Source organism: Streptomyces sp. NPDC000594, assembly GCF_040299965.1.
Taxonomy (GTDB): domain Bacteria; phylum Actinomycetota; class Actinomycetes; order Streptomycetales; family Streptomycetaceae; genus Streptomyces.
On the sequence record NZ_JBEPCY010000002.1, the window covers coordinates 510,860 to 524,454 of the forward strand.

General features: G+C 73.5%; 11 protein-coding genes and 1 pseudogene. 2 read left to right on the forward strand and 10 right to left on the reverse strand.

The genetic code is table 11. The features are described 5' to 3' along the window. Positions 1 to 2 precede the first annotated feature (2 nt). From ABT354_RS04915 to ABT354_RS04940, 6 genes and pseudogenes are all read right to left on the reverse strand, one after another. Positions 3 to 1,463, reverse strand: a complete 1,461-nt coding sequence (locus ABT354_RS04915) for an acyl-CoA synthetase (RefSeq protein WP_351489059.1) — start codon at positions 1,461 to 1,463, stop codon at positions 3 to 5. A gap of 373 nt (positions 1,464 to 1,836) precedes the next feature. Continuing rightward, the gene (locus ABT354_RS04920; protein ID WP_351489062.1) at positions 1,837 to 3,342 is read right to left on the reverse strand and encodes a sensor histidine kinase; all 1,506 of its coding nucleotides are present in this window, start codon (positions 3,340 to 3,342) and stop codon (positions 1,837 to 1,839) included. Positions 3,343 to 3,442: 100 nt separating this feature from the next. After that, positions 3,443 to 4,489: a rod shape-determining protein gene (locus ABT354_RS04925; protein ID WP_351489065.1), complete on the reverse strand. Its 1,047-nt coding sequence runs from the start codon at positions 4,487 to 4,489 to the stop codon at positions 3,443 to 3,445. 212 nt (positions 4,490 to 4,701) lie between these two features. Then, a pseudogene (locus ABT354_RS04930) lies at positions 4,702 to 5,196 on the reverse strand (hypothetical protein); the annotation flags it as partial. A gap of 63 nt (positions 5,197 to 5,259) precedes the next feature. Next, positions 5,260 to 5,436, reverse strand: coding sequence for a hypothetical protein (locus ABT354_RS04935; RefSeq protein ID WP_351489212.1), 177 nt, complete (start codon positions 5,434 to 5,436; stop codon positions 5,260 to 5,262). A gap of 58 nt (positions 5,437 to 5,494) precedes the next feature. Beyond that, complete coding sequence (locus ABT354_RS04940) at positions 5,495 to 5,950, reverse strand: MarR family winged helix-turn-helix transcriptional regulator (RefSeq protein WP_351489068.1); 456 nt, start codon at positions 5,948 to 5,950, stop codon at positions 5,495 to 5,497. 91 nt (positions 5,951 to 6,041) lie between these two features. Here ABT354_RS04940 and ABT354_RS04945 point away from each other — a divergent pair, with 91 nt between their 5' ends. After that, positions 6,042 to 7,055 carry an NADP-dependent oxidoreductase gene (locus ABT354_RS04945; RefSeq protein WP_351489070.1) on the forward strand — a complete coding sequence of 338 codons (1,014 nt, stop codon included), beginning with the start codon at positions 6,042 to 6,044 and terminating at the stop codon, positions 7,053 to 7,055. A gap of 74 nt (positions 7,056 to 7,129) precedes the next feature. On the opposite strand, the gene ABT354_RS04950 is transcribed toward ABT354_RS04945, so the two are convergent. Further along, positions 7,130 to 9,676 carry a M14 family zinc carboxypeptidase gene (locus ABT354_RS04950; RefSeq protein ID WP_351489072.1) on the reverse strand — a complete coding sequence of 849 codons (2,547 nt, stop codon included), beginning with the start codon at positions 9,674 to 9,676 and terminating at the stop codon, positions 7,130 to 7,132. Positions 9,677 to 9,875: 199 nt separating this feature from the next. On the opposite strand from ABT354_RS04950, the gene ABT354_RS04955 reads away from it, so the two are divergent. Further along, entirely contained in the window at positions 9,876 to 10,733 is an 858-nt protein-coding gene (locus ABT354_RS04955; RefSeq protein WP_351489074.1) for an EI24 domain-containing protein, read from the forward strand. Between the two features lie 46 nt (positions 10,734 to 10,779). On the opposite strand, the gene ABT354_RS04960 is transcribed toward ABT354_RS04955, so the two are convergent. From ABT354_RS04960 to ABT354_RS04970, 3 genes are all read right to left on the reverse strand, one after another. After that, positions 10,780 to 11,529: a carbon-nitrogen hydrolase family protein gene (locus ABT354_RS04960; protein ID WP_351489077.1), complete on the reverse strand. Its 750-nt coding sequence runs from the start codon at positions 11,527 to 11,529 to the stop codon at positions 10,780 to 10,782. 114 nt (positions 11,530 to 11,643) lie between these two features. Beyond that, positions 11,644 to 11,949, reverse strand: a complete 306-nt coding sequence (locus tag ABT354_RS04965; protein ID WP_351489079.1) for a hypothetical protein — start codon at positions 11,947 to 11,949, stop codon at positions 11,644 to 11,646. 261 nt (positions 11,950 to 12,210) lie between these two features. After that, positions 12,211 to 13,464 carry a pyroglutamyl-peptidase I gene (locus tag ABT354_RS04970; protein ID WP_351489081.1) on the reverse strand — a complete coding sequence of 418 codons (1,254 nt, stop codon included), beginning with the start codon at positions 13,462 to 13,464 and terminating at the stop codon, positions 12,211 to 12,213. Between the last annotated feature and the right edge of the window lie 131 nt (positions 13,465 to 13,595).

Below are 13,595 nucleotides of genomic sequence, written 5' to 3' on the forward strand. Positions count from 1 at the left end.
GGCTATGTGGGCAAGGAGGCGGTCAGGGACCGCTTCAGTACCTTGCCCATGTCGTTACGGGGCAGCGCCTCCAGGAAGCGGACCTCCCGGGGGCGCTTGTGCGGGGCGAGCCGGGCCGCCACATGGTCTGCCAGCTCCCCGGCGGAGGGCCGGTCCGTCCCGGCGGCCGGGACGATCCAGGCCACCACCCGCTCCCCGAGATCGGCGTCGGGCTCACCGGTCACGGCGGCCTCCCGCACCCCCGGGTGGTCGAGCAGCGCGTTCTCGATCTCCCCCGCGCCGATCTTGTAGCCACCGCTCTTGATCAGATCGGTGGCCCGGCGGCCCACGATCCGCACCGCGCCGTCCGCCTCCCGCACCGCCATGTCCCCGGTGCGGAACCAGTCGCCGTCGAAGGCGCCGGCGGTCGCGTCGGGACGGTTCAGATAGCCGGTGAACAGCTGCTCGCCGCGGACCTGGAGTTCGCCGATGGTCGTCCCGTCGTACGCCCCGATCTCGGTGCCGTCCTCCTCCACCAGCCGCAGCCCGACACCGTGCAGCGGCACCCCGACCGAGCCGGGTCCGCCGCCGCTGCCGTCGGGCAGCACACTGGTGCTGATCAGGGTCTCCGTCATGCCGTACCGCTCGACCACCCGGCGGCCGGTGGCCGCCTCGATGCGCCGGTGGTCCGTCAGGGGCAGCGCCGCCGAGCCCGAGACCAGCAGCCGGGCGCGGCCCAGCGCCGCGCACAGCTCCGCGTCGCCGTCGAGCGCCCCCGCGATCCGGTGGTACATCGTCGGCACCCCGAAGAGCAGGGTGCCGCCGTCGGCCAGCTCCCGGGCGACGGCCGCCACCGAGAACGCCCCCGGGTGGCGCAGCTCACCGCCCCGGCGCAGGGGGCCCAGCACTCCGAGGATCAGCCCGTGCACATGGAACAGGGGCAGCGCGTGGACGAGGACATCGTCGGCCGTCCACGACCAGGCGGCGGCCAGCGCGTCGAGATTGGCGGTCAGCGCCCGCCGGGGCAGCATGGCGCCCTTGGGCGGGCCGGTGGTGCCGGAGGTGTAGACGATCAGCGCGGTGGACCCCGGGTCCGGCGCCGTCTCCGGTACGGGGGAGGCCCCGGCGGTTCCGTGGACCGCGATGTCGACGCGCTCGATCCCGCGCAGCGCGGGCGGCAGTTCGTCACCGGGGGCGGCCAGGATGAGTGAGGGGGCGCTGTCCTTGAGGATGTGCGCCAGTTCGCCTTCGCCGGTACGGGGGTTGAGCGGGATCACCGGGACCCGGGCGAGAAGTCCGGCGACCACCCCGACGGCGGTCTCCAGGGTGGGGGTCGCCCAGACCGCGACCCGCGCGGCCCCCTGGATCCGCACCGCGAGGGCGTCCGCCGCCCCGGCCAGCCCACCGTAGGTCAGCGCCCGCGCACCGAACCGGAGCGCGGGCCGCTCGGGCGAGGTCCGCAGGGCGGGGAAGAGATCGCTCACGTTCGTCCTCTCGAAGTCCGCGAGAGCCTTCCGACCCCCGTACGGCAGCGTAGGCCCTGCCCCCTCCGCTTCCCGCCGCGACGGCGGATCGTCCCACGGCCGTGCCCGGCGGTGCCCCACGGCGGTGCATTTCTTCCCGCCGCGACGGCGGGAGGCTCCACCGGCGTGTCCGGCGGTGCCCCACGGCGAGGTGGATGTTCTGCGGCTGACGGCCGGGCAGGCCGTCTCCTCCGCGGCGACGACGAGAGGCTCCACCGGCGTGCCCGGCGGTGCCCCACGGCGGTGAATCTCCTCCCGCCGCGACGGCGGGTCGTCCCACGCACCTGTCCGGCGGTGCCTCACCGTCAGGTCGCTCGGGTTCGGTGGGGAGGCGTCAGCGAGGGGACTCCCAGGTCGTCGTCGAGCCATCGGAGGTCACCGACACCCGCAGCCCCGGACGGCCGTCCGGGAGGGTCACCGTCGCGTCGACCTCGATCGTGAGCGAGGAGACACCCGGGTGCTCCGTCGCCGCGAGGAGCGCCTCCCGGACCGCGACGGTCGCCCGCCGTCCGGTGCCCGCGCCGACGAGGGTGTCCACCGCGCCCCGGAACCGTACCGACGGCCGGAAGCCCAGCCGGTCGGCGGCGCCGGACACCTCCCGCAGCACCCGTCCCCGCAGCCCCGTCGGCGCGTCCGCGGGCGGCTGCTGGAGCGCGACGATCGCGGTCCGTACCTCCTGGATGGTGGAGTCCAGTTCATCGATGGCGCGGCCCAGCAGCTCCCCCGCCGAGGGGTCCTGGTCCGCCGTCCGCCGCCGGGTGGACTCCAGCATCATCTCCGTGGCGAACAGCCGCTGCACCACCAGATCGTGCAGATCGCGGGCGATCCGGTCGCGGTCCTCGTACACCGCGAGCCGGGCCCGGTCCTGCTGGGCGTCGGCGAGCACCAGCGCCAGTGCCGCCTGGGAGGCGAACTGGGTCGCCAGCAGCCTTTCCACGGCGGTGTACGGGCGGGCGCCCTGGCTCCGGGGCAGGGCGAGGGTGCCGATCAGCCGCCCCCCGCTCTGGAGCGGCAGCATCATCGAGGGGCCGAACCGGCTCCGTACCGGGGTGGTCATCCGGGGGTCGGTCGCCGAGTCCTCGACGAAGACCGGCTCCCCGCCCAGCAGCTGGACCAGGACGGGCGACCCGGGTTCGATCATCGTGCCCACCAGACCGCCCGGGTCGTCCGGCGCGCTCGCGACCACGATCTCCATCCCGCCCCCGCCGGTGGGCTGGAGGACCACCCCCGCCGCCGCCCCGGCGAGCACCCTGGCCCGCTCGGCGACGGTGGCCAGCGCGTCCAGGGGGCTCACCCCGGTCAGCAGCGCGGTGGTGACGGCGGCGGCGCCCTCGATCCAGCGCTCCCGCTGGCGGGCCGTCCCGTACAGCCGGGAATTGCCGATCGCGATGGCCGCCTGGGAGCCCAGCACCCGCAGCACCGCGAGGTCCTCGCCGGTGAAGGCGGTCTTCCGCCCGCCGGAGGGGCCGGCGAGACAGAGGGTGCCGAAGTCCTCGGAGCCGACCCGGAGCGGCACCCCGATGAGATCCCGCGCGGCGGGCCCGGTGTCCGGCAGCCCGGTCAGCCCCGGGGCGCCGTCCGGCGGCGTGCCGATCCGCTCCCGCTCGGCGGGGCCGAGACCGGAGGTGAAGAGGGCGGCGAGGCCACCGCGTTCGGGGTCGGTCACGCCCAGGGCGCCATGGCGGGCCCCGGTCAGCTCGGTGGCGGTGTCCACCAGGCGCTGGAGGGTGGGGGCGAGGCCGAGGTCGATACCGACCCCGAGGACCGCTTCGAGCAGCCGGGACAAGCGGGGCCCGCCGTTCCCGTTCCCCGTACGGGCCCCGTCGTCCGTGTCGTTCACCCCGCCCGGACCCCCGGAAAGCCGTCCCGGGCCCTGGGAGAGCCCACCCGGGTCCCGGGAAGGCCCCGGGGGACCCCTGCGGGTGCCGGGGCCCGCGGGCTCACTCCTCCACCTCCGCCAGCGGATTGAGCACCAGCGGCTGGATGTTCCCCTCCAGCATCGCCCCGAGCCCCAGCACCGCGCAGACATCCGGCCGGTCGGCGATCCGTACCGGCATCCCGGTGGCGTCCCGCAGCATCTGGTCGAAGCCCGGCAGCAACGCGCTGCCGCCGACCATGGTGATCCCCCGGTCCGCGAGGTCCGCGACCAGATCCGGCGGGCAGTCCCGCAGCACCTTCCCGATGCCGTCGATGACCGAGGTGAGCGGGGTGTGGATGGCGTTGCGCACCGCCGCCGTGTCCACCCGTACCGAGCGGGCCAGACCGGTGGCCACATCCCGCCCGTGGATCTCCGTGGACTCCGGCCCGTGCGAGTGCAGCCCGTTCCCGTGCAGCGCCAGCTGGAGCGGGCGGACCGACTGGCTGGGCAGCATCAGCTCGTGCTGGGTGCGCAGATGCTGGATGACCGCGTTGTCGATGGCGTTGCCGCCGACCGGGATCCGCTCGGCGGTGACGATGGAGCCGAGGGAGAGGACCGCGATCTGGGTGGTGGCCGCCCCGCACACCATGATCATGGTGGCGGTGGGCTGTTCCACCGGCAGCCCGCAGCCCACGGCGGCGGCGATCAGCGTGTCCACCAGCTCCACCCGGCGGGCGCCCAGCCCAACGAGGGTCTCGACCGACGCCCGCTGGGCGAGCGGATCGCTCAGATGGGGGGTGCAGGCGGCGGCCCGCAGCCGGGGCTTGCGGCGCAGCTGCCGCCGGAGCTTCTCGCCGAGGAGATGGCGGATCATCCGCTGGGCCATCTCGATGTCCACGACGGTGCCGCCGGAGATGGGGCGGACCACCCGGATGTAGTCGGGGGTGCGGCCGGTCATCTTCTCGGCGAGCGCGCCGACGGCGATGAGCGAGCCGTTACGGGTGTTCACGGCGGCGACGCTCGGTTCGTCCACGACGAGCCCCACCCCCTTGACATAGACCCTGGTACTGGCGGCGCCCAGATCGACGGCGATATGGCAGCGGCGCAGCTGGTCGAGACTGACGGTCACGGCTGATCCTTCCGGGTGCGGTGCCTGATGGCATCGTCCGGCGGTGCGTGCGGTGGCGCGCGCTGAGTGGGCCGCTCGGGGGGTACGGGGCTGACTTTCCGCCAGATGACGGTGTGTCCGCTTGACGGGTACGGGCCCCGCGCCCCCGCCGGGCGGCCACCCCCGGCGCCCTCCCCGACCGCCGCCCGGGGGCCCGGTCGTCATCCCGGCTGTCATCCCCGGGGTGGGACGAGCCGCTGGAAGAGCCCCCAGGTGAACTCCGCCACCGCCCGCTCCCCGCCCGGGAGGGTGAGCGCGAGGGACCACCGGGTGGGGGCCGAGCCCTGCATCGGCGCGGCCGGCGGGAAGGCGCGGGCGGCCTCGTCCACCGTGCAGGCCCAGGGGGTCAGATCGGCGGCGGTGCGCAGCGTGGGCCCGCTCGCCCCCGGGGCCCGTACCAGCCACTCGTTCCACACCTGGCCGCCCGGGGTGGTGACCAGCACCTCGAAGCGGAGGTCCGGCCAGAGCGGTACGGGCCAGCGCAGCGCCCGGCACTCCAGGTCGCCGATCCGGCGCGGCTCATCGCTCTCGGGCGCGCCGAGGACCGCGTGGTAGCGGCGGAGCGCGCCGGGGCCCCGGGGCGCGTGCGCCGACGCCTGCCAGCGGCGGTTGGCCTCGCGCATCCGGGCGGTGGAGACGCTTAGGTCGTCTCTTTCGGATCTTGCTGGGCTCGCGTGCCCTGGCACCGCACCTCGCCGCGTTGTCGTCAATCACCAATGCTCCGCAGTGGCTCAATCCTCCGCCTTGCGATGCACGTCACCAGACCCCGCTCCCTGATCCAGCCTGATCCGAAAGAAACTCCCCAGCTCGCGGCGGGCGTCCTCGACGGGGCCGGGGTGGAAGTCGGCCATCCGGCGCAGCAGGACGAGTTGGAAGTCGAGCGGCCCGAGCGGTGGGGTGGTGGTCATACGGCCATCCTGGCGCCCCGCCCGCCGCCGGAGCGAAGGCGCCGGGCCTCCGGGAGGCTCAGCCGTCGTCGCGCCCCGCCGCGGGCTCCTCGCCCAGCATCCGCAGCAGCAGATCCCGCAGGACCCCGCGCTCCTCCTCCGAGAGCCGGCCCAGCGGCTCCCGGGCGAAGTCCAGGGACTCCCGCACCCCGGCCACCGTCTCCGCCCCCGCCGGGGTGGCGGCGGCGAGCTTGACCCGGCGGTCGTGCGCGTCGGGGCGCCGCTCCACCAGGCCGCGCAGTTCCAGCCGGTCCACGATGCCGGTGACATTGGACGGCTCGCACTTCAGCCGCTGGGCGATCCTGCGCATGGGCATCGGCTCCAGGGCGAGCAGCCCCAGCACCTTGGCCTGTGAGCCGGTCAGCGTGTACTGGGCGGCGGCCTGCTCGTACTCCGCGGTGTAGCGGGCCACGACGGTGCCGATGAGGTCGATGACTTCGAGGGTGACGGGATCCGGACGTGTGCTGGGGGCCATGACACTCAGCGTACCCCGATACTTGACATCATGAAATATCCATGGGCATGGTTGTTTCAGTAGATGAAGCAAATCGAGGAGGACCCGAACCATGTCCGCACTTCCCGCGACCGGTCGCGCATGGCATCTCGTCGCCCGTCCCCACGGCTGGCCCAAGGCGGAGGATGTCGCCCTGCGTGAGGTTCCGGTGACGGAGCCGGCCCCGGGCTCGGTCCTCGTGCGCAACCGGTACTTCTCCGTCGACCCCTATATGCGCGGCCGGATGAACGATGTGAAGTCGTACATCCCGCCCTTCCGGCTCGACCGCCCGATGGAGGGCAGCGCGGTGGGCGAGGTCATCGCCTCCGCCGCCGAGGGCATCGCCGTCGGCGACCATGTCCTGCACTTCCTCGGCTGGCGCGAGTACTCCGAGGTCCCGGCCGCCCAGGCGGTCAAGGTCGACCCGGAGCTGGCCCCGCTCTCCGCCTACCTCGGTGTGCTGGGGATGCCCGGCCTCACCGCGTACGCCGGGCTCTTCGAGGTCGGCGCCTTCAAGGAGGGCGACGCCGTCTTCGTCTCCGGCGCCGCCGGCGCGGTCGGCAGCCTGGTCGGGCAGCTGGCGCGGATCAAGGGCGCCTCCCGGGTCATCGGCTCGGCGGGCTCCGAGGCCAAGGTCAAGCTCCTCACCGAGGAGTACGGCTTCGACGCGGCCTTCAACTACAAGAGCGGCCCCGTCGGCGAGCTGCTGCGCGAGGCCGCCCCCGACGGCATCGACCTCTACTTCGACAATGTCGGCGGTGACCACCTGGAGGCCGCCATCACCTCCCTCAACGACTTCGGCCGGGCCGTCATCTGCGGAATGATCTCGCTCTACAACGAGACCGAGAACCCCCCGGGACCGCGCAACCTCCCGATGATCATCGGCAAGCGGCTGCGCCTGGAGGGCCTGATGGTCAACGACCACCAGAAGCTCCAGCCCCGTTTCGTCCAGGAGGTGGCCGGCTGGATCGCCTCCGGTGAGCTGCGTTACGACGAGACCGTGGTCGAGGGCATCGAGAACGGCTACGACGCGTTCATGGGCCTGATGCGCGGTGAGAACACCGGCAAGATGGTCGTATCCCTCTGACCCCTGTGGGCGCGTAGGGCCGTGCCCCGCCCGCGCTGCGGACGGGGCACGGCCCACCTCTCGAAAGACCCGGGTCAGCGGTTCAGCAGCGCCCGCCCGATCTGCGAGAACGCACCCTTCGGGTGGTCCCGGAAGAGCGGCTGCGTCCCGAAGAGCGCCACCGGCACCCCGCTCGCCGAGGTACCGCTGACGACCGACGGCCGGCCCGCCGCGTCCGCCGGACCACCGGTGCCCGCACCGGTCGCCCGCCAGTGGCCCGCGACCAGCGGATTGCCCTTCGCGTACGACTGGTCGACCCGTACCCCCGTCCCCAGCTCGGTGAACCACACCGGGGTGTAGACAAACGAGTGCGCCTGGGCGCCACCGGTGATCGACCCGCCCGCGTTGGTCACCCGTACCACGCCATTGGCGTCCGGGTTGCCCGCCACGGCGGTCGCCTGGAGCAGCCCCGCCGCCTTGGTGAAGGCGGCGCCGCCGTTCCCGACACCGACCACGCCGACCTTGCTCGCCGTGAAGGCGTCCCGGGCGGCGGGCGTCAGCGCGCCATGGCTCAGACCCGTGGAGACGATCAGCGACTCCACGCCCGACCAGTCGAAGCCCGCGTTCAGCACCGCGGTCGACACCGGCACCACATCGAAGCCCATCTCCCGCAGGGCGAACAGCTCGCCCGCGTTCACCGAGGCGGCCACCCGGGTGCGCTCCATCGGTGCGACACCCCGGTCCCTGGTCGCCGTGAACCGCACACCCAGCCGCTGTGCCAGCTCGGTCGCCCGCTTATGGGCCGTGACCGGGACGATCGCCGCCCCGTCCGTGGCCCGCCGGACCGCGACACCCTGCTTCAGCAGGCTGTTCACCGCCTCCAGCTCCTTGGGGTCGGTCAGCTCCAGACGGAGTGCGCCACCCCGGGCGACCTCGCCCGTCGGGGCCGCCGCGGTCACCTCACGGGCGGTCACCCGCAGCGGGCCCTTCTCGGCGCGGACCACCGTCGCGCCCCACAGCCGGCCCAGGCTCCACCCCGAGATGTCGTACATCGCCGACACATCGGCGCTGATGTCCCGGCCGTCCGCCAGCATCACATTGGCGATACCGCGCTTGGGCTGGCGCATGTCCACCACATACGAGCCGGACGGGTGGACCTTTCCGTCCAGCCGGAACGGCACCCGCGCCCGCTCCACCCGGACATCGTTGGCGATCAGATGGTCGACCAGCCGGGCCGCCGCCACCGTGCTGCGCTGTCCGCGCCCGGCGGGGATGACATAGGCACGGGGGAAGGTCGCCGTGTAGACGTCCTCCGGACCGATCCCGGGCACCCCCGGCACCGTCTCGGACGAGATCGGCCGCTGGGCCTCGCCCGCCGCGCCGCGCCGGAAGGTCTCGATCTGGTCGGCGATCACCGAGGAGCGGTGGGTACGGGTGTAGTCGAGCGTCGCCCGCATGGCCGCGCCCGCGATATCGGTGTTGATCGCCGCCCGGCGGCGCAGCTCCGTCTCCGGCAGGGTGTCGTAGTCCCGGTTGTTGACCCGCATCGGGAACTCGATGGTGTGCGAGGCCACGGCGCCCTGGAAGGGCATGTACTGCGGGGTGAAGATCGGCGGCCAGTCGTCCCAGCCCTCCGTCCAGTCACGGAAGGGGATCTCCGCCGGGAGGACGCCGTCCTTCTCGGAGGTGTAGCCGAGCGCGTTGACGGCCTTCTCCATGCCGAGCGCGTTGGCGTAGGAGTTCTTCAGGAAGAGGTCGTACTCGTAGTTCTCGCCGTGCGGCGGGGTCGTCGGCTCGATCAGGGTGCCATTGACGTACCCGTGCAGATCGAGCATCACGGCGGGCTGCTTGTCGATGGCGAGCCGCCGGATCGCCCGGGTCTCGGGCTGGGTGGCGGTGATGAAGTCGCGGTTCAGATCGAAGCCGTTGGCGTTCGCCCGGGTCCCGGCGACCCGGCCGTCCGGGTTGGCCGTGATGTTGAGATAGATCCGGTTCTTCGCCAGCAGACCCCTGGTCCGGGAGTCATTGGCCCTGGCCAGCTCCTCGATCAGGTCGAGGGCCGCGTCCGTGCCCTCCCACTCGTTGCCGTGGATGTTGTTGTTGATGAAGACCGGCGTCTTGTACGAGGAAGCGATTTTGCGGTCGCGGGCGGCGTCGGCGGGGTCGTTCTCGATCCGCTCCCGCATCCGCTCCTGCGCACGGACGTCGGAGGCGCTCTCCGGCGCGGTGACGGTGACGAGATACAGCTCACGCCCGCTCGCGGACTTCCCGGCGATCTCGACGCTGACCCGGTCGCCCAGCTTCTGGAGGGCGTTGAGCCGGGGCGCGATGGAGTGGTACGGGACCAGGCCGAGCTTGATGGACTTGTCGGCGGTGTTCACGGGCGGGACCGTGAGCACGGTGCGCCGGGGGTAGGCGGAGGACTTTCCGCCGGGGATGTGGTCCCGTCCGGCGAGGGCCCGTTCGGCGGCCGAGCGGGGGGCCTTGGTGAAGACGGAGTCGCCGTTGCCCCGTTCGCGGACGGGGTGCGTGCCGTCGGGGCCCTTGCCGGGGCCGGGCGCCGCGGCGGCCTGTACGGGGGCGAGAAGCGCGGCGGCGGTGAGCGCCGCGGTGGCGGCCAGAGCGGGTCTGGATATGCCCATGCGTGGTACCTCCGGTGGATCGGGGGGCCGACCGCCGGGGCCCGCTCCGGAGGTGGGGGCCCCGGACCCGCGGGTCACGACGATCGATGACGCACGGTCTACCTGTGGTGGCCACGAACAATCAAGGGGTTGATTTTTCGTGTCGGGGAGGCTCCACCGGCCCCGGCGGAGCTTTCCGGACGCCCGATAGGGTGAGGTCATGCGTGATCTCGGTGTGGGTTTCGGCTACTTGATGAAGGGCCAGCGCTGGGTCGGCGTGCACGGCCGCTGGCTCGGGTTCGGGCTGTTGCCCGGCCTGGTGACGCTGGTGCTGTACGCCGCGGCCCTCGCCGGGCTCGTCTGGGGCGGCAACGACCTCGTGGGCTGGGCGACCCCCTTCGCCGACGACTGGTCCTCGCCCTGGCTCGGGCTCTTCCGGGGCTTTCTGACCGCGCTCCTCTGGGTCCTGGCGCTCTTCCTCGCGGTGATCACCTTCACCGCGGTGACCCTGCTGGTCGGGCAGCCGTTCTACGAGTCCCTCTCCGAGGAGGTCGACCGCAGCGAGAGCGGCCACGCCCCCGAGTCGGGGCTGTCGTTCTGGCGTGATCTGTGGGTGTCGGCCCGGGACTCGCTGCGGATCCTGGTCCGGGTCGCGATCTACGGGGTGCTGCTCTTCGCCGCGGGGTTCATCCCGGTGGTCGGGCAGACCGTCGTCCCGGTGCTGGGTGTCTGTGTCACCGGCTACTTCCTCGCCGAGGAGCTGACGGCGGTCGCCCTCCAGCGGCGCGGGGTGCAGCTCAAGGAGCGGCTGCGGCTGCTGCGCGGGCGGAAGATGATGACCCTGGGCTTCGGGGTACCGCTGGCGGTGGCGTATCTGGTGCCGTTCGTGGCGGTGTTCCTGATGCCGGGCGCGGTGGCGGGCGCGACGCTGATGGTACGGGAGCTGAGCCCCGACAGCCCCGACAGCCTTGGGTCACCCGACACCCCGGGTGGCCCGGACGCCGTCCAGGCCCCGCCGCCCGCGACCGCCCCGTACGGCGGCGGCGGACCCGTACCGAACAACCCGTACACGACCTGAGACGTCTCCGGGCCGGTTTCCCCCAGGGGAGCCGGCCCGGACCCGTTCAGGGCGTCGGTACGGGTGCCGGTACGGGCACGGGGAGGTCGGCGAGGGCCAGCCCGGGGTCGGCCGGGCCCGCCGTGGCCACCAGGGAGCCGTCCGGGGCCCAGATCCCGCTGTCGCCGGGGCAGTCGCCGACGTCCCAGCGGCCCAGCAGATTGGCGAGCACCACCGGGAGGCCGGACTCCCGGGCGCGGACCGGATAGACCTCGGTGAAGGAGTCGTTCCCGCGCTCCAGCGCCGAACTGGCCACATACAGCGCGCACCCGTCCGCCGCCGCCCGCCGGGCCACCTCGGGGAAGCGGTTGTCGTAGCAGACCGCCAGCGCCACCCGTACCCCGTCGAGGGTGAAACGGCCGTCCCGCTCGCCCGCCGCGAACAGCTCCAGCTCCTCGCCGTGCAGACGCACCTTGTCGTAGCGGGCCGCGGACTCCCCCTCCGGGCCGATCACCAGCGAGGTGATCGTGGGCCGGGTGGCGCCCGCCCCGGGCGCGACGACGGCGTTGACCACCGCCGCCGTCCCCGTCTCCCGGCAGGCCCGGCGCACCGGCTCCAGCCGGGGGTCGTCCTCGGTGAGCCAGAGCCCGGGGTCCCGCGCGATCGGCTCCAGCGCGTAGCCGGTCGCCACCAGCTCCGCGAAGACCACCAGCCGGGCGCCGCGCGCGGAAGCGTCGCGGACCAGCCGGGCGACCGTACGGAGATTGGCCCCGACCTCGCCGGGAACAGGGGTGAACTGTGCCGCTGCCGTTCTCATGGCCCCATGATGCCCGCCGCCGCCCGCCCCCGGGCCACCGGAGCGGGCCACGGCACCGGAGCCGGCCACGTCACCGGGGCAGGCCGGGACACCGGACCGGGCCGGGGCACCGGATCAGGCATAGCCGTCCGGGTCCAGCGGCAGCCGGGCGCCCCGGCTCTGGGCGATCCGGTGCACATTGCGCAGCGCCTCGGTCAGCTGGGAGAGCATCTGCCGCAGCTGGTCCGTGGGGATCTCGTCCTCCGCCAGCAGATCGTCGGCATGGTCCAGCAGATCGCCCGCCAGACCGAGTTGCACACTCTCGACGGTGTCCGCGACCCGGGAGATGTAGCCGCTGCCGTCGCTGTCCAGATAACAGGGTTTGCCCTCCGGGGTCGCCCAGGGCAATAGCCGGGCCTCGTGCGCTCCCTGGCCGCTCATCGGCGCCGCCCTTCCCCGCCCAGGGCACGGGGGAGCGGACGGGGGATCGGACGGCGGACCCGGGGCACATGCGCTGCGCTGCGCGTGTCCCGGTGCTCGGCCGTGTACGGGGGCATAACCGGTCTCCGTTCTGCCGTGGCACGGGCACCAGAACGCTACCCCTGGCCGGACACCGCGGAACCATGATCGGTGCGTGGGGCCCGCCCTGCCGTCCGGCGGAACGTATCGCCGGACGGCGGGCGGCGGGAGGGCGCCGCGCCGTCAGCGCCCGGCCGCGACCCGGATGATCTCCCGTACCTGTCCGACGATGTCCCGGCGGTTCGCCAGGAAGGCCGGGTCGGTGATCTCCGTCGTGTTCCCGGGTCCGAACTCCAGTACCGGGGTGTGCACATGGCCACCCGGCGTGGACAGCCCCAGCCGGTCCCGCAGCAGCGTCGCCCGGTAGGCGATCTCGTTCGACAGATAGTTGCCGCCGCCACCCTGGCGGGCCGTGGACCCGGGGGTCGGGCCGCCGGGACGGACCACCGGCTCGCTGCCGCCCGCCGGTATCTCCGTCACCGAGGTGTTGTCGTACACCGGGAAACGGCCCGTCGGCGCGGCGACGATCGCCGTCGCGGGCAGCGTGGACGAGGTCCACTGCGGCTGGCTCCCCGGATCCCGTACCGGCACCGTCTCCGTCCGGGAGACATTCTCGTTGTCCGGGAAACCGCCCCGCCAGGCGCCGTTGGTGCGCTCGATGTCGAACCGGCCCGGACGGCCCTGGCTCACCGTGGTGAAGACATCGGCCTCCGGCAGCCGCTCGCGCAGCGTCCGCTCCACCGTGCCGTCGGCGAAGTCCCGCCAGCGGACCGGGAAGACGGCCGTCTCGATCCGCGCCGGGCCGTCGGCGGTACGGATCACCGTGCCGTCCAGCGCCAGCGCGGTCGCCCCCGACGGATTGCTGATCCGGATGTCCCGGTCCAGGGTGAAGGGGTCGAAGCCGGTCATCACGATCCGCTTCAGCGGCTCGCCCCGGTGCCGGTGGCCCCCGGGGAAGTCCATCGAGTCCTGGCCGCGCGAGGCGCGCTCCACCTTCGCCAGCAGCTTCGCCCGCCGCTCCTCGGTCAGCGCGAACGACGGCTGCCAGGTGCGCAGTTCCGCGGTCATGCCGAGGCGCGCCCAGTACAGCGGGCGGTCGTCGTCCCGGCTCAGATCGCCGAGTGCGGGGCCGCGCCCCTGCACCCGGTCCACCGCGCGCTTCCAGAGCGCCGCGCCATGGCGTTCGGCGGCCCGCTGGGCCTCGCGGTAGGAGTCCGCGGCGTCCAGCGCGCGGCCGAACGCCGGGGCCACCGGGGCGAATCCGCTGCGCCGCAGGATCTCCTGGGGCACGGCCCGCTCCAGCCGGGCCTCCTCGGCGGTGGGCGCGGCCGGCGCCGGTGCCGGGGGCGCGGCCGCCGCCGGGCCGGGCACGGCGAGGGTGAGGGCCGCGGCGAACGCGGTGCCGAGCACGGTGGCACGGGCGCGTATCGGGGACATACGGCAATCCTTCCGTCGGGGGTGGCGGAAGTATCGCCTCATGATCGTCCTCCTGGCCAGACCCGTACCGGGCGCGGGAGGCGTCCCCGGCCGCCGGGGAGAGGCCCCCGCCCCGGGAGACGTCCCCGGCC

What these genes read in the sequence shown, in the direction of transcription:
- ABT354_RS04935 (WP_351489212.1), bottom strand. Translation starts at nt 5,436, where the DNA reads ATGACCACCACCCCACCGCTCGGGCCGCTCGACTTCCAACTCGTCCTG.
- ABT354_RS04940 (WP_351489068.1), bottom strand. Translation starts at nt 5,950, where the DNA reads ATGGCCCCCAGCACACGTCCGGATCCCGTCACCCTCGAAGTCATCGAC.
- ABT354_RS04945 (WP_351489070.1), top strand. Translation starts at nt 6,042, where the DNA reads ATGTCCGCACTTCCCGCGACCGGTCGCGCATGGCATCTCGTCGCCCGT.
- ABT354_RS04950 (WP_351489072.1), bottom strand. Translation starts at nt 9,676, where the DNA reads ATGGGCATATCCAGACCCGCTCTGGCCGCCACCGCGGCGCTCACCGCC.
- ABT354_RS04955 (WP_351489074.1), top strand. Translation starts at nt 9,876, where the DNA reads ATGCGTGATCTCGGTGTGGGTTTCGGCTACTTGATGAAGGGCCAGCGC.
- ABT354_RS04960 (WP_351489077.1), bottom strand. Translation starts at nt 11,529, where the DNA reads ATGAGAACGGCAGCGGCACAGTTCACCCCTGTTCCCGGCGAGGTCGGG.
- ABT354_RS04965 (WP_351489079.1), bottom strand. Translation starts at nt 11,949, where the DNA reads ATGAGCGGCCAGGGAGCGCACGAGGCCCGGCTATTGCCCTGGGCGACC.
- ABT354_RS04970 (WP_351489081.1), bottom strand. Translation starts at nt 13,464, where the DNA reads ATGTCCCCGATACGCGCCCGTGCCACCGTGCTCGGCACCGCGTTCGCC.